General features: G+C 36.9%; 14 protein-coding genes and 1 tRNA gene. 7 read left to right on the forward strand and 8 right to left on the reverse strand.

What is annotated here, in order from left to right; all coding sequences use genetic code 11:
• Positions 1–71: 71 nt before the first annotated feature.
• Positions 72–920 (forward strand): neutral zinc metallopeptidase, encoded by an 849-nt coding sequence (locus C245_RS0107975; RefSeq protein ID WP_017496064.1) that lies wholly within the window; start codon positions 72–74, stop codon positions 918–920.
• A 683-nt stretch (positions 921–1,603) separates the two neighbouring features.
• Here the strand turns inward: C245_RS0107975 and C245_RS0107980 are convergent.
• The 4 genes from C245_RS0107980 to C245_RS0107995 form a co-directional block, all read right to left on the reverse strand.
• Positions 1,604–1,677 (reverse strand) — tRNA-His (locus C245_RS0107980).
• Positions 1,678–1,759: 82 nt separating this feature from the next.
• Positions 1,760–2,476: a bacillithiol biosynthesis deacetylase BshB1 gene (gene bshB1 / locus C245_RS0107985; RefSeq protein WP_017496065.1), complete on the reverse strand. Its 717-nt coding sequence runs from the start codon at positions 2,474–2,476 to the stop codon at positions 1,760–1,762.
• 140 nt (positions 2,477–2,616) lie between these two features.
• The gene (locus C245_RS0107990) at positions 2,617–3,684 is read right to left on the reverse strand and encodes a chorismate-binding protein (protein ID WP_017496066.1); all 1,068 of its coding nucleotides are present in this window, start codon (positions 3,682–3,684) and stop codon (positions 2,617–2,619) included.
• Positions 3,685–3,689: 5 nt separating this feature from the next.
• On the reverse strand, positions 3,690–4,121 hold the full coding sequence (locus C245_RS0107995; protein WP_017496067.1) for a PaaI family thioesterase: 432 nt from the start codon (positions 4,119–4,121) through the stop codon (positions 3,690–3,692).
• 245 nt (positions 4,122–4,366) lie between these two features.
• Between C245_RS0107995 and C245_RS0108000 the strand changes: the two genes are divergently transcribed.
• The 3 genes from C245_RS0108000 (at position 4,367) to purL (ending at position 12,011) form a co-directional block, all read left to right on the forward strand.
• The gene (locus tag C245_RS0108000) at positions 4,367–5,884 is read left to right on the forward strand and encodes a hypothetical protein (protein WP_026109944.1); all 1,518 of its coding nucleotides are present in this window, start codon (positions 4,367–4,369) and stop codon (positions 5,882–5,884) included.
• A 380-nt stretch (positions 5,885–6,264) separates the two neighbouring features.
• Positions 6,265–8,118: an endonuclease gene (locus C245_RS0108005; RefSeq protein ID WP_017496069.1), complete on the forward strand. Its 1,854-nt coding sequence runs from the start codon at positions 6,265–6,267 to the stop codon at positions 8,116–8,118.
• A gap of 221 nt (positions 8,119–8,339) precedes the next feature.
• Positions 8,340–12,011 (forward strand): phosphoribosylformylglycinamidine synthase, encoded by a 3,672-nt coding sequence (purL, locus tag C245_RS0108010; RefSeq protein ID WP_017496070.1) that lies wholly within the window; start codon positions 8,340–8,342, stop codon positions 12,009–12,011.
• Between the two features lie 126 nt (positions 12,012–12,137).
• On the opposite strand, the gene C245_RS0108015 is transcribed toward purL, so the two are convergent.
• Positions 12,138–13,553, reverse strand: coding sequence for a hypothetical protein (locus C245_RS0108015; protein WP_157495796.1), 1,416 nt, complete (start codon positions 13,551–13,553; stop codon positions 12,138–12,140).
• Positions 13,554–14,054: 501 nt separating this feature from the next.
• On the opposite strand from C245_RS0108015, the gene C245_RS0108020 reads away from it, so the two are divergent.
• The 3 genes from C245_RS0108020 to C245_RS0108030 all read left to right on the forward strand — a co-directional run bounded on the left by C245_RS0108020 (position 14,055) and on the right by C245_RS0108030 (position 18,967).
• Positions 14,055–16,457, forward strand: a complete 2,403-nt coding sequence (locus C245_RS0108020; RefSeq protein ID WP_017496072.1) for a TonB-dependent receptor domain-containing protein — start codon at positions 14,055–14,057, stop codon at positions 16,455–16,457.
• Between the two features lie 132 nt (positions 16,458–16,589).
• Positions 16,590–17,021, forward strand: coding sequence for a hypothetical protein (locus tag C245_RS0108025; RefSeq protein ID WP_017496073.1), 432 nt, complete (start codon positions 16,590–16,592; stop codon positions 17,019–17,021).
• A 167-nt stretch (positions 17,022–17,188) separates the two neighbouring features.
• On the forward strand, positions 17,189–18,967 hold the full coding sequence (locus C245_RS0108030; RefSeq protein WP_017496074.1) for a long-chain fatty acid--CoA ligase: 1,779 nt from the start codon (positions 17,189–17,191) through the stop codon (positions 18,965–18,967).
• Positions 18,968–19,093: 126 nt separating this feature from the next.
• Here C245_RS0108030 and C245_RS24230 read toward each other — a convergent pair whose 3' ends face one another.
• The 3 genes from C245_RS24230 to C245_RS0108055 form a co-directional block, all read right to left on the reverse strand.
• Positions 19,094–19,255, reverse strand: coding sequence for a hypothetical protein (locus C245_RS24230; protein WP_017496075.1), 162 nt, complete (start codon positions 19,253–19,255; stop codon positions 19,094–19,096).
• A 63-nt stretch (positions 19,256–19,318) separates the two neighbouring features.
• Positions 19,319–19,822, reverse strand: coding sequence for a hypothetical protein (locus C245_RS0108040; protein ID WP_017496076.1), 504 nt, complete (start codon positions 19,820–19,822; stop codon positions 19,319–19,321).
• A 1,255-nt stretch (positions 19,823–21,077) separates the two neighbouring features.
• Positions 21,078–22,406 carry an SWIM zinc finger family protein gene (locus tag C245_RS0108055; protein WP_017496079.1) on the reverse strand — a complete coding sequence of 443 codons (1,329 nt, stop codon included), beginning with the start codon at positions 22,404–22,406 and terminating at the stop codon, positions 21,078–21,080.
• Positions 22,407–22,408 lie beyond the last annotated feature (2 nt).

Genomic DNA, 22,408 nt, shown 5'->3' on the forward strand with positions numbered 1-22,408 from the left:
TACGTCATTATTCCTAAAAAAAATATAAATTCGTACAACACAAACCTTTACGAACTAAAATCCAAATTACTATGAAATGGAAAGGAACGCGAGAAAGCGATAATGTTGAAGACCGAAGATCAATTTCTGGTGGAAAAGTTGCCATTGGCGGTGGCGTTATCGGAATTATTATTCTATTATTAAATGTTTTTGGTGGTGAAACCGGCCAAACGGTAGGTAATGTATTGGAGCAAATGCAAGGCGGACAACAAGCCACTGAGACTGCTGCCCCATTGAGTAAAGAAGATGAAGAAATGGGACATTTCGTAAGATCTGTTTTAGCTAAAACCGAAGACACCTGGGAGAAAAAATTCGCAGCAGAAGGACTTACTTATAAAAAACCTAAATTGGTACTTTTCAGAGGATCCGTAAACACAGCCTGTGGAGGTGCATCATCTGCATCCGGGCCATTTTATTGCCCGGGAGACCAAAAGGTATATATGGATTTAGGCTTCTTTGAAGAACTAAAAACTAAATTTGGTGCCCAAGGTGGCGATTTTGCTATTGCGTACGTTATAGCGCACGAAATTGGCCACCACATACAAACACTACTGGGGACCTCGGCAAAAATGCGAGAAGCACAGGAAGGAAAAAGTGAGGCCGAAGCCAATAAACTGTCTGTAGCACTGGAATTACAAGCCGACTTTTATGCCGGAGTATGGGCTCATGACAACCAACAATATATAGAAGCCGGCGATATTGAAGAAGCCTTAAGTGCAGCCAACGCTGTTGGAGACGACGCCATTCAGAGCAAAATGCAGGGACAAGTGGTTCCGGATTCCTTTACTCATGGTACATCCGCACAAAGAATGTTCTGGTTCAAAAAAGGTTTCCAAACCGGAGACATTAAACAAGGGAATACCTTTGATGAAATAAGATAGTTCACAAACTAAATTACAATAAACAAAAAAGCATGATTTTTTTTAGAATCATGCTTTTTTATTTATTTCTCTCACCAGCTCACCAAATCCACTAAAAAAGCTTTAAGAATCTTCATAAACGCTGTAAGTTTCATTACTTATTATTTCACAACCACCCCTTTTTAATTAAAAACTCCTGAATCGAAATTGTCCTTTAGATTTTTTTGTAATTATTGGGGTTTATTACAAATTATTCAGATTCCAAATTTTAAATTCGATTCAGGAGAAATGCTAGGATCTACCTTACAGTGCTACCATTTTTAATTTATTAGACCATATCTTATAGGTTAAGAACTTATCTTTTACATTGTAAAGGTAGTACTGAACTTCAACCCATTACATGATTAAAATCATAGAAAATTATTTTTTTTATTTGATAATGAAATTCTGTAGCTGATCTGCTCTTTCCTTTTCTGGACGACACTACCTAACTCAGATCATAGTGCTTTGCACTATGCTGTCGCTAAGACTCTTTTAGAGCAACAGCTTACTATATTACCCACAAAGCTCGAAACGGAAGCCTGAAACTTGGAACTTGGAACTTGAAACCTGAAACCTGAAACCTGAAATTTTAAAACTCTCAAGATTCGTTTTTGTATAAAAACAAAAAAAGCCTTGAATTTCTTCAAGGCTTTAAATTTCTGGGTGGCTGACCGGGTTCGAACCGGCGACCCGCGGCACCACAAACCGCTACTCTAACCAACTGAGCTACAACCACCATTTTTCTGCTTGTGCATTTCTGCTTAGCGAGTGCAAATATATAACTAATGTTGAGTTCTACAAAGAAAAAAATGAAAAATTTACAGTAAATTTTCTAAACTATTGACAGCCAAACACCTTTCAACAGTAAAACCTTCAGCAAAATCTTTCCCAACAAGCCTTCCTAGATCCTTCGCACGATAATCTAAACTCTCAAAGAAGTTTTTACTCGTAATTGGCGTAGCAGGTTCTTTCGAATTCGGATCATAAAACTGAGTTTTATATGCCGAAACTGCTTCAACCTTTTTCTTTTCAAAACCTGTGATGTCCACTACAAAGTCAGGCACTATGTTTTTCCACTGTATATAATGGTACACCACCTTTGGTCGCCAGGCTTCCTGACGCTCTCCATCGATCGAGGTTTCGATTTTTGCCAATCCAGACAAAAAACAGGCATCCGAAACTAATTTACTCCCTTTCCCGTGATCGATATGGCGGTCATCAATTGCATTACACAATACAATCTCTGGTTTGTACTTTCGAATCATTTTAATAACCTCCAGCTGGTGTTTTTCATCATTCGTAAAAAAGCCATCACGCATGCCCAGATTTTCACGAACCAAAACTCCTAATATCTTCGCTGCCTCTTTTGCTTCTTCATCTCTGATTTCCGCCGTACCACGCGTTCCTAACTCTCCACGTGTCAAATCGACAATACCCACTTTTTTACCCAGTGATACTTCTTTTAAAATTGTTCCTGCGCAACCCAATTCTACATCATCAGGATGTGCACCAAATGCTAATATGTCTAGTTTCATAATTTTTAATATCAATGTCAAAAATCAAAATTGATGTTTTGTCTATTCTCTTTACTCTTTTTCTTTTTTTTGTTTCAGGTTTCAGGTTTTCTTTGTTTCAGGTTTCAGGTTAACAACAAAACTTGAAACTTTTTTCCAACTTATTTTATCTTCAAAACTCTTTTCATTGTCATCGACTTGTTCACGCTTTCCTCCCATTCCTTTTCCGGAACGCTTTCTTTTGTAATACCGCAACCCATGTAAAGAATCGCCTTATTCTCCTGAATTTGCATGCTTCGTAAATTTACGTAGAAATCAGAACTGATCTCATCATGAGCAAAACTGCTGTTCAACTCCCCTAGAAATCCCGTGTAAAAAGTCCTGTCGTAATTTTCATTCTCAATAATAAATGCCTTCGCCTTTTTCTTTGGCAGACCGCAAACTGCTGGTGTTGGATGTAATGTATCGATTACTTCCTCAAGCGTCGAATTATCATTTAAAACTCCCGAAATATCTGTTTTGATATGCCAGATCGATCCAGCTTTTACACTGTAAGGTTCAGACACATCTACAGAAGAAGCTACTTCACGTAATCTTTTTACAATAAAATCCGTAACATATTGCTGCTCGTCTTTCTCCTTTTGCTGCCATAAAATATCCGTTTCCAGGGTTGCTTTTTGTGTTCCGGCCAAAGCCACTGTTTCAAAAACATTTCCATTGGCTTTCAGCAATCGTTCCGGTGTGGCTCCCATCCACAAACCAATTTTTGGATGAAAAAAAACATATGAAAAAGTCGTGGGATACAATTGAATCAGGTGCTGAAAAGTAGACACAAAATCGAACTCGCTTAAAGTTACTTTTTCGCTTCTGGACAGCACTACTTTTTTGAACTCATCGTTTTGAATCGCCTGAATTCCTTTTGAAACCAATACTTCATAGTGTAACCTGGCCTCGTTATCAATCCCTGAATCTTCAATTTCAGCAGCCTCAAAAGCAATTTCCAGCTGTTCTGCTGTTAAAATTTCGGATTCATTCTCCGGAATCAATATCAGTTGTTTTTCACCAAAAGAAGCAAAAACAAAACCTTTTTCCTTGTAATCGGAGATTTTATGTAACGTGTCATTTTGCTGCAAAAGCGCAAAAATGGTAGTAGAATTCGGTTTAGAGTACATTACAAAAGGTAAACACTTTTCGTACTGTACTTTAATTTTAGAAAAAAAATCATTCATACTTCCTATACTGTTTTCTTTTTTTCCAAAACCATATTGGTCAGTTTGCAAAGCGAAATCAGATTTCCTTCTTCATCCGTAATCTTGATTTCCCACAAGTGAATACTTCTTCCTTTGTGAATGATTCTTGCCGTTCCAAAAACCCAGCCTTCCCGAATACTTTTCAAATGATTTGCCGAAATTTCTATGCCACGTACTTCCTGTTCTTTCATATCGATAAAAAAGAAGGATGCTGCACTACCAACACTTTCTGCCAGAGCTACTGAAGCTCCACCGTGTAACAAGCCCATTGGCTGATGAACAGAAGGATTTACAGGCATTTTTGCAGTTAAAAAATCAGGCCCTGCATCGATATATTCTATTTTTAGCGTTTCCATCAATGTGTTTTTTGAGAACTCATTACAGCGCGCTAAAATCTGCTCTTTTGTATAATTCATTAAAATAGTCTTTAAAAACGTAAAATTAAAGAAAAGATGAGATACAAATTTGAAAATCCCATTCTAAAATTAAAAATCCACTTCAAACGTGTAAGTTTTTTGTTATTTTTACAAAAACATTAATTGTTAATCTGTTGCTGAGACTTTTTTTTATGCCACAGATTGCACAGATTATTACAGATTATATTTTTGCTGCGTGCAAAATCATTCTAATCCTTTTAATCCGTGGCAAAAAAATCATTCAAATGCGTCAATACTTTGTACTCTTCATTTTCGGAATAATTCTAGCTTTTAGTTCTTGTCGAACTGATTTTGATACCGTTGCCAGTTCCGGAGATTTAAAGTTTTCAAAAGACACCGTTTATTTGGACACTGTTTTCAAGAATATTGGCTCTGCTACTTACCAACTTAAAGTATACAACCGAAGTAAAAACGACATCTCCATTCCTATTATTCAGCTCAAAAACGGTTTAAATTCAAAATACAGAATGACGGTTGACGGCATGAGTGGAAACAATGGTAAAATTTTCAAAGACGTCACACTTTTAGCTAAAGACAGTTTGTACATTTTTGTAGAAACCACCGCAGATATTACAGATGCAAATCCAACCGATTTTTTATATACCGATCAGATTCAGTTTGACAGCGGCGCTAATCTACAACAAGTCGCTTTGGTCACACTGATTCAGGATGCTGTTTTTCTTTATCCACAACAAAATCCTGATGGAACCAAAGAGAAAATTAAAATTGATGGCAAAGATGTAGATGGTTTTTACCTGAATGATAACGATCCTGTCAACGGAAACGAATTGCTTTTCACCAAACAAAAACCTTATGTTATCTACGGATTTGCCGGTGTTCCTAAAAACAAAACGGTGACTTTTGAAGCAGGTGCACGCGTATACTTCCATGCCAATTCAGGTCTTTTTGTCGACGATAAAGCTTCTTTACAAATTAAAGGAACCACTTCTTCAACTCCAAAATTAGAAAATGAAGTTGTTTTTGAAGGCGATCGATTAGAATCCCTTTACGACAATATTCCCGGGCAGTGGAACTCTGTTATTTTTGCTAACGGAAGCACCAATCATGCTATCAATCATCTTACCCTGAAAAATGCGGTCATTGGTTTAAATTTCAAGAATCCGGATCCTGCTTCGACTATTGAAATCAAAAACACTCAGATTTACAACAGTGTAGAATATGGAATACTGGCACAAAATGCCCGTATAAATGGAGAAAACATTGTTATCAATTATGCCGGTCTCGCCAGTTTGTCTTGTGTATACGGGGGAGATTACAAATTCACCCATTGTACCTTCAACAACAGCTGGTCAAATAATTCTCAATTTGCAGTTAGCCTCAGCAACAGTCTGGCCAATGCTGTTCCGGAAACAAATCCGCTGACACAGGCAACTTTTAACAACTGTATCATTTACGGATCGGGAACCAACGAGTTCAATTTAAACAAAAAAACCACTGCCGCCTTTGTGTACCAACTCAATAATTGTTTGCTAAAATTCAGCAGTTCTTCCACCAATCCGGATTACCAGTTCAAAACGGACCCGGCACACTACAACCAGATCATTCTGAATGAAAATCCCAAGTTCTTTAATGTTGCTAAAAACCTATTCAACATTAACAATACTTCCTCCGCTTTCGCGAAAGGAAACCAGGCCTACAATATTCCTTTAGACATTATTGGAAAAACGAGAACTTCTCCTCCGGATTTAGGAGCTTATCAGAGCGCCGCTTTTCCTAAGTAGTTTTATGCCCTCTAAAATTTAACTTCGACAGATTTCCTTTCATGTCATTTCGACCGAAGGGAGACTCGAGCGACAGTGAACAGGCGAAGCAAATCGCACGCAGAATTCGACAAAGATTGGCGACAATTGGGATGGAGTTTCGCGTGCGATTTCTCCCTTCGGTCGAAATGACAAACTGCGTTCAATTCATGGCAAAAAACTTCACACGTTAAACATTTTCTACCCCAAAAAAACACTCGTAAGAAAATATATCCAAAATTAAACATCACTTAACTTATATAATTCATAAAAATAGTAGATTTGCTAAAACTGATTTTCAACATTCTAAAATTCAGTATTTTAAAAACAGAAAAACAACCAAATCTTAAAGACTATTAACTATGAAAAAAAACTACTTTTTACTGTTATTGATGTTTGCCGCAACGGCATTTGCGCAAATTCCCACCGGCTATTACAACACCGCAACAGGAACAGGTTATACGTTAAAAACACAATTGTACAACATTATTAAAGGTCATACCGATAACGGATATGCGGGATTGTACACCACTTATCAAACCTCCGATGTCGATAATTTTTTTGAAAACGACGGAACTGTTTTAGACATGTATTCCGAAAACCCATCCGGAACTGACCCATACAATTATACCACAGGATCAACACAGCGTTGTGGGAACTACGTTGCAGAAGGTGACTGCTACAACAGAGAGCATATCATTCCGCAATCGGTTTTTAACGAACAATCTCCAATGGTATCCGACGCTCATTTTATCACTCCGACAGATGGAAAAGTAAACGGAATCCGATCCAATTATCCTCACGGAACTGTTAGTTCTGCTACTTACACTTCTCAAAACGGAGGTAAATTAGGCTCCAGTTCGGTATCCGGATACTCAGGAACTGTTTTCGAACCTATAAACGAATTCAAAGGCGATATTGCCAGAATGTATTTTTATTTTGCTACTCGTTATGAAAATACCGTTGCGGGTTACTCTTTCCCTATGTTTGACGGTTCCGGCAATAAAGTTTTTACTACGGCATTCTTAAATCTTCTAATAACCTGGCACACACAAGATCCTGTAAGCGCAAGGGAAATTGCCCGAAACAATGCGATTTATGCCCGTCAGAACAATAGAAACCCTTATATTGATCATCCGGAATATGTCAATCAAATTTGGGGAGGAACACCTTCTTCAGACACTCAGGCTCCAACTGCGCCGACAAGCTTAGCTTCGACTGCAAAAACAGCAACTTCTATTACACTATCCTGGACTGCTTCTACCGATAATGTAGCCGTTACAGCTTATGATGTTTATGCAAACAGCGCTTTAAAAACCACTGTTTCTGGTGTAACTACAACAATAACAGGTTTAACCGCGGCAACAGCTTATTCTATTTATGTAAAAGCAAAAGATGCCGCAGGAAATGTTTCCGCTTCAAGCAATACCATTTCAGTTACAACCGACAGCGGCGGAACAGGATCTACAACGGATCTTCTTTTCTCTGAATACGTCGAAGGTTCCGGAAACAATAAAGCAATTGAAATTGCCAATAACACCGGAAGTTCTGTGAGTTTAGCTTCGTATACGATAAAAAAACAAACAAACGGTTCCGGTTCCTGGAGTACCGGTTTGGCTTTGAGCGGAACCTTAGCCACGGGAAGTAAATTTGTCATTGTAAACAGCTCCATATCTTCAAGCTGTTATTCAACCAGTGCGGCTAATATTTCGACAACAGCAACTGAAATGGCCTTTAACGGAAATGATCCTATTGGTTTATTCAAAAATGGCGTTTTAATCGACATCATCGGAACTTTCAATGGCGGAACTGCTAATTTTGGAGCTGACGTTACTTTAAGAAGAAAATCAACTGTAACTTCACCAAGTACCACTTTTAATCTGAGTGCACAATGGGATTCATTTTCACAAGATACCTGTGCTAATTTAGGCAGCAAAAAAGTACAGTCTACTGTAGCTGGAGGAGAAGAAAACATTGCAGATTATAACGGAATTATCGTTTATCCGAATCCTTCTAACGGGAATTTCAATATAAATTTAAGCGAATCTGGCTCTTCTTATGCTGTAGAAATCGTTTCCTTCTCAGGACAGAAAGTTTTTGAAAAACAGAACACTACAGAAAACACCATTTCAGTAAGTCATTTACCAAGTGGTATTTATATTTTAAAAATTGTTAAAGATTCGAAAACTAGCATCAGGAAAATAATCATTAACTAAAAATACTTTTCACTCAGATTTAGCAGATTTTTTTTGGAACTACTTATAAATAGTTCCAGCATTCTAGAATCTGCTGAATCTGCGTGAAAATAAAAACTTTGCACGACAATATCCCAATTTCAGAACGGTATCATATTTTTTAAAAGAGTTTGTTTTCAAATTTGCGCTTGCTAGATATTTAAACTAAATTTGCACTTCAATACAACAAACTACACATCACAATGATCCATTTCTTTGAAAACCAAAGCAAAACTGTTTTTGCAGTACAGACGCAAAACGAAATTTCGGCTCAAGACATTTCAAAACTAAACTGGCTTTTTGCCGACTCCAATAAGATCGAAAAATCCGCACTGACGGATTTTTTTGTTGGTCCTCGTGCCACTATGATCACTCCATGGAGTACAAATGCTGTAGAAATTACTCAAAACATGGGTATTACAGGCATTATCAGAATTGAAGAATTTCATCCGGCAACAGCTGATTTTTCAGATTTTGACCCAATGTTATTACAGAAATTCAGCCAATTAGATCAGGAAATTTTCACGATCAATGTGCAACCAGAACCTATTCTGGAAATTGATGATATTGCCGCTTACAATACAACAGAAGGATTAGCTTTAAGCGAAGAAGAAGTTGATTACTTAAACAATCTTTCTACTAAATTAGGAAGAAAACTTACTGACTCAGAGATTTTTGCTTTCTCACAGGCAAACTCAGAGCACTGTCGTCACAAAATCTTCAACGGAACATTTGTGATTGACGGAGAAGAAAAAGAAACTTCTTTATTCAAATTAATTAAAAAAACATCACAGGAAAATCCTAACGATATTGTTTCTGCTTACAAAGACAACGTTGCTTTTGTAAAAGGACCAAAAGTGCAGCAATTTGCACCAAAAACAGCTGACAAACCAGATTTTTACGAAATTAAAGAATTCGATTCTGTTATTTCGCTAAAAGCCGAAACACACAATTTCCCAACCACTGTAGAACCTTTCAACGGAGCAGCAACGGGATCAGGAGGAGAAATTCGTGACCGTTTAGCCGGAGGACAAGGTTCATTGCCATTAGCAGGAACTGCGGTTTACATGACATCCTATTCACGTTTAAAGTCCTTCGACTCCGCTCAGGGTGACCGAAAATGGGAAAATGCTGTTGAAGAAAGAAAATGGTTGTACCAAACTCCAATGGATATCTTGATCAAAGCTTCAAACGGAGCTTCTGATTTTGGAAATAAATTTGGCCAGCCGTTAATTACAGGTTCTGTTTTAACATTCGAACACGAAGAAAACGACCGTAAAATTGGTTACGATAAAGTAATCATGCAGGCGGGTGGAATCGGTTACGGAAAACTGGATCAATCAATCAAAAAGAAACCACAAGAAGGTGATAAAATCGTAATTCTTGGAGGAGAAAATTATAGAATCGGAATGGGTGGTGCTGCAGTATCATCTGCAGATACCGGAGCTTTTGGCTCAGGAATTGAGTTAAACGCGATTCAGCGTTCGAATCCTGAAATGCAAAAACGTGCTGCCAATGCGATTCGTGGTTTAGTAGAAAGCGATAATAACCCTATTGTTTCAATTCACGATCACGGAGCTGGAGGACACTTAAACTGTCTTTCTGAATTGGTGGAAGAAACCGGAGGATTAATCGACTTAGACAAATTACCTGTTGGAGACCCTACGCTTTCTGCAAAAGAAATTATCGGTAACGAATCTCAGGAAAGAATGGGATTGGTTATTGGTCAAAAAGATATCGATACTTTACAAAGAATTGCCGACAGAGAGCGTTCGCCAATGTATCAGGTTGGAGACGTAACGGGCGATCACCGTTTTACATTCGAATCTAAAACAAACGGTTCAAAACCGATGGATTATGCTTTGGAAGATTTCTTCGGAAGTTCTCCAAAAACGGTTATGACCGATAAAACAATTGATAGAAAATATGCTGATGTTGCTTACAACACAGCAGATTTCGAAAGTTATTTACAAGACGTTTTGCGTTTAGAAGCGGTTGCATCAAAAGACTGGTTAACCAATAAAGTAGACCGTTGTGTGGGTGGAAAAGTAGCCAAACAGCAAAATGCAGGACCATTACAATTGCCTTTGAATAATGTTGGAGTTATGGCTCTGGATTATTTAGGTAAAGAAGGAATCGCTACTTCGATCGGGCATGCTCCTATCGCTGCTTTGATTGACCCGGTTGCGGGATCCAGAAATGCTATTGCAGAATCGTTATCAAATATTATCTGGGCACCAATTAAAGATCAGTTAAAAGGTATTTCATTATCTGCCAACTGGATGTGGGCTTGTAAAAACGAAGGTGAAGACGCTCGTTTGTACGCTGCTGTAGAAGGCTGTTCTGAATTTGCAATCGAATTAGGAATCAATATTCCAACCGGAAAAGATTCCCTTTCGATGAAACAAAAATATCCAAACGACGAAGTAATTGCACCGGGAACGGTTATTATTTCGGCAGCAGGAAATTGTACCGATATCAGAAAAGTAGTAGAACCTGTTTTACAAAGAAACGGAGATTCAATCTATTATATCAATTTGTCTCAGGATGATTTCAAATTAGGAGGTTCTTCTTTTGCACAAATCAGAAATACAATCGGAAAAGAAACTTCTACTATTAAAGATGCTTCTTTCTTCAAAAATGCCTTTAATACCATTCAGGAATTAATTGGTGACAACCAAATTTTAGCCGGACATGATATCGGAAGCGGTGGTTTGATCACAACTTTATTAGAATTGTGTTTTGCAGATGTAAACCTTGGGGCAAAAATTGACTTCAGCGCTTTCGCAGAAAAAGACTTATTGAAAATCCTTTTTGCAGAAAACATTGGTATTGTTTTTCAGGCAAAATCAGATGCTGCTGTTGAAGCTAAGTTAAATGCCAACAACATCGAATTCTTCAAAATTGGTTCCGTTCAAAGTACACCAAGTTTGGAATTTGGAACTTATAATCTGGATGTTGCGAAATACAGAGACATCTGGTTCGAGACTTCTTATTTATTAGATCAAAAACAATCTAAAAACGGAAGAGCACAGGCACGTTTTGAAAACTATAAAAATCAGGCTTTAAACTATACTTTCCCTGCACATTTCACAGGAAAGGCGCCAGTCATCTCGAGCGGAGTCGAGAGACCAAAAGCGGCTATTATCCGTGAAAAAGGAAGTAATTCTGAGCGTGAAATGGCAAATGCTATGTACTTAGCCGGTTTTGATGTAAAAGACGTTCACATGACCGATTTGATTTCAGGACGTGAAACACTGGAAGACATTCAGTTTATTGGAGCTGTTGGAGGTTTCTCTAATTCAGATGTTTTAGGTTCTGCCAAAGGATGGGCCGGAGCTTTCTTATACAACGAAAAAGCAAAAACCGCTCTCGATAATTTCTTTAAAAGAGAAGATACGCTATCTGTCGGGATTTGTAACGGATGTCAATTGTTCATGGAATTAGAAGTGATCAATCCGGAGCATGAAGTTCACGGAAAAATGCTTCACAACGAAAGTCAGAAACACGAAAGTATCTTTACTTCTGTAAAAGTACAGGAAAACAACTCGGTAATGCTATCGACGTTGGCCGGCAGTACTTTAGGAGTATGGGTTTCTCACGGAGAAGGTAAATTCAAATTGCCTTTAGCCGAAGAAAATTACAACATTGTTTCTAAATATGCTTACGAAGGTTATCCTGCCAACCCTAACGGATCTGATTACAACACAGCAATGTTATGTGACAAAACCGGGAGACATTTGGTAATGATGCCTCACATCGAGCGTTCAACCTTCCAATGGAACTGGGCACATTATCCAAAAGACAGAAACGACGAGGTTTCACCTTGGCACGAAGCTTTTGTTAATGCCAGAAAATGGATTGAGAAAAACTAAAAGTATATTTTTATTAAAAACGCCCGAATTTATCGGGCGTTTTTTTTTTATTTAAAAAAAAGAGTACAACTCAAATTAACTGATCATCAAGCTTTTTCAAAACTCTTAAAACAATTTTTATCTGTATTAATTAATCGCTACCAAATTAACGCGAAGCTTGTTTGGAGCAGAGCCTTCAGACATAAAAACCAAATACTTTCCGTCATTTGTCTTTCTAATAATTTGACTAGGCTGTACCAGTCGGGAATTATCGTCCTTCCCATTAGACAAAGAAACATCTTTAGTAGTAAGCACATTCGCATCATAATCCACGGTCGCAAGCGAGGTTTTTAAAACTTTATCATTTTTAGACATATCAAAGACATTCCAGGCTATAAATATTTTTCCCTCTGAATAATGAGCCATCTGCGCTCCCCAGCCGGCAGTTTCTGTAGCCTTATAACTGGTTAACCAAACATCCTTAACTTTGACTGCGCTTCCCTTTGCAGCACCTACGCCCGAAAATATAGACAAGCGAAGATCACGACGTAAATCATTAGCAGTAAACTCATGTTGTGTAGTATAAAGAACGGCAATATTTCCATTGGGCAATTCTAATATATCACCGGTAGCTGTATTGGTAATATTATCATTTCCAGTTGCAGAATTGGGAAGCGGAAAAACATTTGACCATGTACGATTAAACGGGTCATCATTAAATTTCCAGGCTTCTATTAAAAGACCTCTTGAGGGCAACGCATCTGCATGGGCAGACGCAAGATAACGTCCATCATTTAGGGGTAATAACCTCTGGTCGAAGTTATGGGATATATACCAAGGGCGCACAAATGTTTGCTTGCCTGTCGCTGCCTCGTGAAAGCTAAGCCAGGCTGCCTGATGCTCACCCATTCCTCTGCGAGCTAAATAAATACCAAAATTATCCAGTTTTTTATTGTAAACGACAATACCCTGTCCGGATCTTCCTGCCGCATGAGTATCTGAGGGGTCAGGAGGAGCCTGCCACAAATCTATGGAGTACTTTACGTTACCTGAGCCATCAAAACAATAGTACACAGGCCTCTTTCGTGCAATGTCATCTGTGTTTACTTCCGATGCTCCCATCATGTAACGATTATTACCAAAATACTCGTAACCCAGGAAAGTGGTATTACCTAAATTTAGTACTTGAGGAAAAGAAATTTCAGAAACAATAGATTTACTAGTAAGGGAAATTCTGCTTAAATGACGGTGTCCGTCAGCAGTTGGTGCTAATTCTCCTTCCCAATAAGTATCCAGATTACCATCTTCGTTAACAGAAAAGCGGATGCTTGGCTTTACGGCATAAATAGCATAAGCATCATTAGTTAGTGGCCGAAGATTTTCAGGCAGATTTACTTCAAAAGAGGAATATTCGAGCCCCTTACCAACATCACTGTCTTCTTTATCACCCGTACCTCCTGTATTATCAACTACCGGATCCTCTACATTTTTACTACATGCTCCTAACGACAATAAGGCAACAACTAATAAGACGTAAATTTTGTTTTGAGAAATGTGTTTCATTAAATTTATTTTAATTATATAATAGTAATTCATTTTTTAGTCATCATTTAATGATTTACAATACCTCTTAAGAAGTGTTCTTCCTCTTTAAATTCAAACCAAAGTTATAACACCTGTTTTTTGTGCATTTTATACTTGTATCAAATGGTATTATTCCTGTAACAAACAGTATTATTCACAAAACTTCTGAATAAAATTCATAGGAAAACACCTCCCGATGAGAATCAGAAATACAAAAGACAGAAACAACAACGTTTCACGCTTTTATAAATGCCGGAAAAAGAATTGAGAAAAGCTAAAAAATATATTTCAATTAAGAACATCCGAATTTATCGGCTGCATTTTTTGCCAAAGACTTCACAGATTTTCACCATTCACTTTTCACATCTCACATCTCACCTTTTCAAAAAAACCTCCATTTAAAAAGACTCTAAGACTAATTTAATTCTATCTTAAGGCTACTTTTTCCCACATTTTTAATGTGATAGATATCTTTGTTTCATGAAAAAATGGACATTAAAATTATCGCTTTTACTCCTCTTACTTATTATAAGCCAAGTCACGTTTGCCCAAAATTCTTCTGTAAAAGGAACTGTTTCTGACGGAAAACTGGCCATCGAATTTGTCGATGTGGTTTTAAAAAACACTGCCGATTCAACAAAAGTTGCCGGATATGCCGTTACAGATGCTTCCGGAAATTTTTCTTTAGACCATGTTACTTCAGGTGAATATAAAATTCAGTTCAAATTAATCGGTTTTAAAACCGTTACGCAAAAAGTAAAATTTACAGGATCTCCAATTTCTATTGGAACCATAACTTTAAAAACGGACACTAATCTGTTAAACACTGTTGTCGTAAATTCTCATAAAAAGCAAATTCAAAAAACCAACGAAGGCTTCATTTTTAATGCCGTTTCGAATCTTACACAAACAGGCGGAACTGCTACCGATATGCTCAAAAACATCCCTACCGTTGCTGTGGATGCAGACGGAGGAATTACTTTAAGAGGAAAATCACCTATGATTCTAATTAACGGAAAAAACTCTGCCATTACCAATATGGACCAAATTGCAGCGAGCAGTATTGAAAGTATTGAGGTTATCAGTAATCCTACAGCTAAATACGATGCGAATGCAGAAAGCGGTATTATCAATATCAGACTTAAAAAAAACAACCAAAGCGGCATGAATGGCGCGGTGGTTTTAGGAGGCGGTTTTGGTGCCAAAGGCAGACTAAACAGCTCTGTGCTCTTAAATCAGAAAACAGATAAATGGAATTTCGGACTGGGGTACGACAATCGCTTTGCCGGAAGAACTAAAAAGATCAAAGGGGAGAGAATCAATTACCTGATCGATGACGAACATTATATCAATCAAAACAGAAGCGACCAGCGTACAGAAGGTTTGCAGAATTTGAAATTCAACATTGATTTTTCACCAAATGAAAACAACAACTTTTCTTTTGAAGCTTTGGGAAATATGGAAAGTCAGGACAATGACGAAACTTTATACACGCAGGTAAACAACAGTGCTAATCAGTTTTTCTCGAGCAATAAAAGACATTCTTTGGAACTCGAGCGTTCTAAGGTAGGCGAACTTGCTTTTAGCTACGACCGAAAATTTGCCGATGACCGAAAAAGCCTAAACGCCAGTATTACCTCATCTTTCAATAAACACAGAGAAAACACTGATATCGATACCTATCAATTCGATCAGTACTACAACCTGATTGGTGATGCCGCATGGCAAAGAACACACAATTACGAACACGAAAATATCTCGAACGCTATTGTAAATTATGCGCTTCCGGTTTCTGAAAGAACCATTTTAGAGACGGGCTACAAAGGAACCTTCCGATTCTTCGACTCCGATTTTCAAAGTGCAGATCAAAAAAATGGAGAATACGTTGTAAATCCTTTAGCAAGCAACGGCTTTAAATTCAACGAGCAAATCAACGCGGTTTACGGAATGTTAAACTCTTATATTGGCACTAAAGAAACTCCCAAATGGAAGTACAATTTAGGATTACGTGCCGAGCAGGTTTCAAACAACGGAAAAACGCAAAACAACAGTGATAACTTCTCCAATCATTATGTAAAACTTTTCCCTTCTGCCTCATTACAACTTAATTTAGCATCAGACGAATTTCTAAAAATGGGCTACAGCAAACGTATCAACCGCCCGGACTTAGACAACTTAAATCCATTTATTGATATTACCGATGCCTTGAATCCGCATGGAGGAAATCCGTACTTAAAACCGGAAATCATTCATATTATTGAGACAGGCTATTCTAAAGAATGGTCCAAATATTCCCTTTCGACCAATGCTTTTTACAGAAACGCGACCAATACAATCAGACAGTATGCCGAATTACAGGACAACGGAGTGGTTTTGCAACAGCCCAGAAATATTGGAAGCACCATTACTTACGGTCTTGAAACTATTTTCAGTCTGAAGCCAATTGGATTCTATGATGCCAATATCAGTATTACCGCTTTTCAGCAAAATATAAATGCCTCCAATCTGGCTCAGGATGTAGTCAACAATGCATTCAGCTGGTACGGAAAGATCATCAATAATTTTGTTCCCTGGAAAGGTGGAAAACTGCAAATTATCGGAAATTACAATTCGGCTCTCGCTACTGCACAGGGAAAAAGAATTCCGATCTATAATGTTGATATGGGATTTCAGCAAAAACTGGGTAAAGGCAATGCCCGTTTAGGTTTAGTGGTAACTGATATGTTCAACACACTTGAAAGCGGTTTTAAAAACAATACAGCTTTGTTCAGTAACAACCGTACTTCAAAATCAGACACACGCGCTCTGATGCTTACTTTTGCTTACACCTTCAAATCTGATTTTAAAGAAAAATTACTGGAAAATCAGTTTTCGACAGAGTAACATTACATTAAAGTAAAAAATATCATTCTTGTAATCGGGATTCATTTTTCTAGTGAAAATTGAACTATATTCGCCAAAAAATTCGTGCCCCGAATTTTTTGGCAGCTCCAAGAACCCTTAAACCTACATAGAATGAAAACCCTGCAAGTATTTCTTTTTACTTTATTATTTAGTGCCGTAAAATTACATTCACAAATTCACGTAGACCGAATCACTTATAAAGTCCGTGACCATTTTATTACCACCACTATTGGGTATCCGGTACCCGGAACTTTTTTGCCAGCCGGAAAAAAAGAACCCTCTACCATTTTAAATCCGGACGGAACAGGAATTATTCAATATGAAGATCTAAGCAAAAAAAAGATCAACTGGGGAATTGAATGTACCGAAGAAGGTATTCCGGTTTTTAAAGAAGGTTTCAACAGTGCTTCCTATACTTTCTGGTACCGTACCAATGACAGTGAGGAGTGGAATTACACACAATTTTCTATCCATTTTACCAAGAAAAAAATGTTTCTGATGGGGGAAAGAGTAAAAGAATATGTAGATTATAACGTACAATAATTACTACGTAAAAATCAATTTTTCTTGATTTTTATACCTTTTACTACAAAAAAGAAAACGTTTTCGTAGATTTTCTAAAGTACTTATAATTTTTCCCATAAATTTCGATAAATATAAAAATTATACCTAATTTTTATTTAATTTGCGATAAAATTCAATATACTAACATGGTTTCAATCACACGCCTTTTTGATTTTCCCTATTATCAACAAGAAACTTATAACCTTCAGGTTGCCTTAGCAACTAAAAAAAACGGAGTCTGGGAAAAGACATCTAGCCAGGAATATATTGCAAAAGCAAATGCTATTTCGAGAGCATTATTGCGCATGGGTGTTCAAAAAGATGATAAAATTGCATTAATCACTTCTAACAATCGTACGGAGTGGAATATTATGGATATTGGTATCCTGCAAACCGGTGCTCAAAATGTGCCTATTTACCCAACTATTGCCGAAGAAGATTACGAATATATATTAAATCATAGTGGAAGTATTTTCTGTTTTGTATCCGATACAGAAGTACTTGACAAAGTTAACGCGATCAAAGCAAACGTTCCTACTTTAAAAGAAGTCTATTCTTTTAATGAAATTGAAGGTTGCAAACACTGGTCTGAATTGTTAACACTAGGAGAAGACGACAGCAACCAAAGCGAAGTTGAAGCCAGAAAAGACAGTATTAAACCAGAAGATTTAGCTACTATTATTTATACTTCCGGAACAACAGGAAGACCAAAAGGAGTTATGCTTTCTCACCATAACATTGTTTCTAATGTTTTAGACAGCGCGCCAAGAATCCCGTTTGATCCGGGAAAAAGTTCGGCTTTAAGCTTCCTTCCTATTTGTCATATTTTTGAAAGAATGATTTTATACATCTATCAATATTATGGTATTTCGGTTTACTTTGGTGAATCGATTGATAAAATCAGTGATAACCTAAAAGAAGTACGACCAAATGTAATTACAGCTGTTCCAAGACTTTTAGAGAAAGTTTACGATAAAATCTACGCAAAAGGTGCAGAATTAACCGGTATTAAGAAAAAACTATTTTTCTGGGCCATTGATTTAGGACTACGCTACCAGCCTTACGGTGCTAATGGCGCCTGGTACGAATTTCAGTTAAAAATTGCCCGTAAACTTATTTTCAGTAAATGGAAAGAAGGTTTAGGAGGAAACTTAGATTTAATGGTTTCCGGAAGTGCTGCTTTACAACCGCGTTTAGCGAGAGTTTTTGCTGCTGCTGAAATTCCGGTAATGGAAGGTTACGGTTTGTCTGAAACATCACCGGTAATTGCCGTAAACGACCAAAGAAACAAAGGTTTTAAAATTGGAACTGTTGGAAAACCAATTCGCAATGTAGAAGTTAAAATTGCCGAAGACGGTGAAATCCTTTGCAAAGGGCCAAACGTAATGTTAGGCTACTTTAAAGATCCTGAAAAAACGGCCGAAGCTTTACAAGACGGTTATTTCCACACCGGAGATATTGGAGAAATTGACAGCGAAGGTTTCCTTAAAATTACAGATCGTAAAAAAGAAATGTTCAAAACTTCGGGAGGAAAATACATTGCTCCTCAGTTGATTGAAAACGCCATGAAACAATCTCGTTTTATCGAGCAGATCATGGTGATTGGTGAAGGCGAAAAAATGCCGGCAGCCTTCATTCAGCCTAACTTTGAATTTGTAAAAGAATGGGCTAAAATTCACAAAATAACTTTAGGAAACAGCGACAAAGACATCAGCTCTAACGCACAGGTTATCAAACGTATTGATGAAGAAGTAGAAACCATTAACGAGAAATTCGGACACTGGGAAAAAATCAAGCGTTTTGAACTTACTCCAGACGTTTGGTCGATTGACGGAGGACAACTTACTCCTACCCTAAAATTAAAACGTAAAATCATTAAAGAAATTTACAAAGATCTTTACGCTAAAATATACGGACAAAATTAATAAACCAACATAATACTAACCAACGAAAAACGGCTATCTCATAAGGATAGCCGTTTTTTAATGGTACAAACATCACTTTAAATAGTCAACAACCGTTGTGAGTGCTATACAAAGCGGACTTACGTTTTAGGCTTGTGGGCGAATTAAAAACCCATTCATTTGGGTTACTTCACCCCTTTTTGCCTTTAAAACAGCCAATCCATATTCAGTAATTGTACTTTCCTGTTCTTCAGCAACTGTATGTCGCCAATGCTTTTCTTCAAAAGAGATATTACTAATTGTATTCATAATTTTTATTTTTTCAATTTTTAAAATAATGGTGTTTAAATCTTTAACTCATAATTCTCCTCTCTAGAAAAACATACTTTTAATATCCCTAAAGAAATTTCTTTTCTTAGATTTCTTTTCAGGCTTTTCTTTTTTAGCAGCACTCTTCTTTTCAAAAACCTCTTTAGCCTTTTCAATCTTCCTGATTGGTTTTGCATCTTCCTTTTTAGAATTTTCGTAAAACTTCTTGAGAGGACGAGGGTGAAAATCAACCAAAATTGCAGCCATATTGATGACATCCATACTGGACGGATCTGTTTCTCCTTTAAAGAAGGTTTCAATAGGTCTGAACTTATCTTTCTTCTCCTTAAACTTATTCTTTTGAGTATGATCGAAATCTAAGCCCAATAGATTACTAAAAACATTCAAGTCCTCTTTTGTTGGGTTATTTTCGAAAATGAGCCAGCACAAATCACGAAGTTTTGCACGAGAAGGTTTGTACAAATAATCAAAGTATTCTCCTTCTCTTTCTATCTCGTATTTTTTTCTAATTGCTCTTTTGTATTTTTCTAATGTATTGTTTTGCATGGTTTTTTATTTTTTTGTAATTCTTGAGAATCTCAGGAAATCGAAGGGTTTTCAGGGAAATCCAATATCACAAAAGTTTAAAAGCGCCCTTGCTCTACCAGAGAAATATCTCCAAATGATATATAAGATTCCTAAAATTTACCTTTTCATTCCCACGTTTAATGAGTTTCAAATTCCTCTTTTGAATTGAGGCAAATGACGACTCATCAAACTCTGTTGTTTCTGTTTGACCAGCACTATGGTCCGACCCAAATCCTGTTCCTTGATTCATCCTTAATTTTTTATTGTTAAACTTAAACTATCAGCAGCTGCTGTTGATAGTCACTCCTTTTTACTTCACGACGATCTTTTAATAAACCAATATTACCATCGTACTGCGCAATTATTTTGCTAACTTTCTTTTAAACTCTTCAGAGTTATTAAAATTCTAAGAGACTAAGCCTTTTTATAACCTCTGTTTCTTTGCCTCTTTGCGCCTCTGATCCTTTGAACCATAAAAAAAGCACCCGATTAAAGGTGCTTTATAACAAATACGATAATTATCATATTGCCTATAATGATGCACCAGCATGTAAATCCCTTCAAGGGCCGAACTTGCGTTTATTGGTTTTACGTTATATGTATTAAAAATGAAATCCATTTTATATATTGTTTTATTTTTAAATTCTATTGTTTTTTGAAATTCAGTGTCCCGATATTCTTCGGCAAAGATAATATCAAAAAAATCATACTTCCAAATCCTTCAACACTTCAACTTATTGATTTTCAATTTATTAAATCCTTAAGTTAAGCCATAGAAATCCCTGTCCGCATATCGAAGCAGCTCTTTCATCAAATCAAATGACTGTTACTCATCAGATTACTTTTCAAGACTATATTTTGGTGTTTTTAAAATTCATTAAACATTTAATGTGTGATTTTTTTAATTTTTTTTGTTACGATCAATTTGTAATCATTTTCCATCTTTTTTATACTGCTGAATTATCCCCAAAACAAAAAAAGCGCCCTAAAAAGAGGACGCTTTGCTATATTTATGTTGAGTTTGTAACTTCAATTTACACTTCGATTTCATAAAAATACAGATCACATCCTGAGCCCTTAACAGGGGCAAACCCTGCTAAACGATCACTATATAGTCCTACTGACAGATTAATATTTATATTTTTCATTTCCATTTCAGGTACAAATATAGCATTTTTAGAAATTAATTTAACTTTATTTTAAGATTTGTAGAGCATGCATTTAATTTTCAAGCTTAAGAAAGTATCATTTTCACCGCCAAAATATGTTTACAGATTCCTCTCTTTCCCTGATAAGCCGTAAACCAGTCGCAGGTACATTTTTGAGAAATATTATCAATGATTACTTTATGCACCACACCGGAACCTTTTACTTTGGCTTCAATATAATCGGCTCTGCGTTCTGTGATTTCTACTTCTTCCTTATCAATTAGCTTTTTCGCATTTTTCAATCTCGGATTTAAAGATAAAATACGTTCTGTTTTAAAGGGGAGACGACGATAAAAATGAGCCTTTTCGCTTAAATCATACCCTAATAATCCCATGGAAGATAAATTGGACGTTAGATTATCCATTGTGCCAAAATCAATATCATTTTCAATCGAAAGCATGGTTGGGTCAAACGTCTCATTCGATTTTAACAAACTGTTTAATCCGTACACCCATTCCATCGGTAAATTTTCCGTCATGGTTTCCAGAACATTTCCTTCACCCGAAAAACCACGGTAAGAATCCGGAGAAAAAGCCATCAATAATTGCATTTTACCAAATTCACACACAATTGCACAAGTCTGCTTATCATCTGATTCGTAGATAAAAATCTTATCTACAATAGCTAAAATCCCTTCTAATAAACGCAGTCTTTGAACGCCCCCTATTCTCACACTGTCTGAAGTTGCCAAAGTCGAAAACATAAACTTTCCGGCTCTTTTAGTGATAAAAAAATCACCTTTTACGCTTCCTTTCGGCAGACTTTGAAAAAGCTGAATCGTTTGTATTTTATTGAGTTCGAACTTCAGATCCATATCAGCCAAATAAAGCTGCACACTAGTTAATCCTTTGATCCAGCGCATAGGTAAAGTCACTTTTTTCTCGACCACTTTTGTTTTGCTGGTTATCACCTGAACGTCTTGCTGACCAACGGCAAGGGTTACTTTTTCATTCTTCTGAATCGCATTTAGCGCATTCAGCATAGGATCGTTAAAATCAACATTAGTCGTTCCATTGGCAATAAATTCGCCGTCGATGGCTTCGGGTTTCATGTCTAATCTTACATAGACTCCATTACAGGACGAAAATCCTTCAAAACGAAGTCTTTCTGAACCTGCAGAAACAATTGGGTCACGAAGGCTGGGCGGAACTGGTCCAAAACTCGAACGCACTACTTTGGCAATCGTGCTCCAGCATTTTGCCGTAACATAAGGATCTGTTAAACTTCCCCAGAAAAAGCACGGAATATTATTGACTTCCTCAATTTCGGTTTGATGGGCCAAAACCAAATTATTGATTCCCTTTGTTTTACTGTAGGTCGAAATTCCTTTATAATTATATTCTAAATCTGTCATTT

Origin of the sequence: Flavobacterium sp. WG21 (genome assembly GCF_000335775.1) — a bacterium.
Taxonomy (GTDB): domain Bacteria; phylum Bacteroidota; class Bacteroidia; order Flavobacteriales; family Flavobacteriaceae; genus Flavobacterium; species Flavobacterium tructae.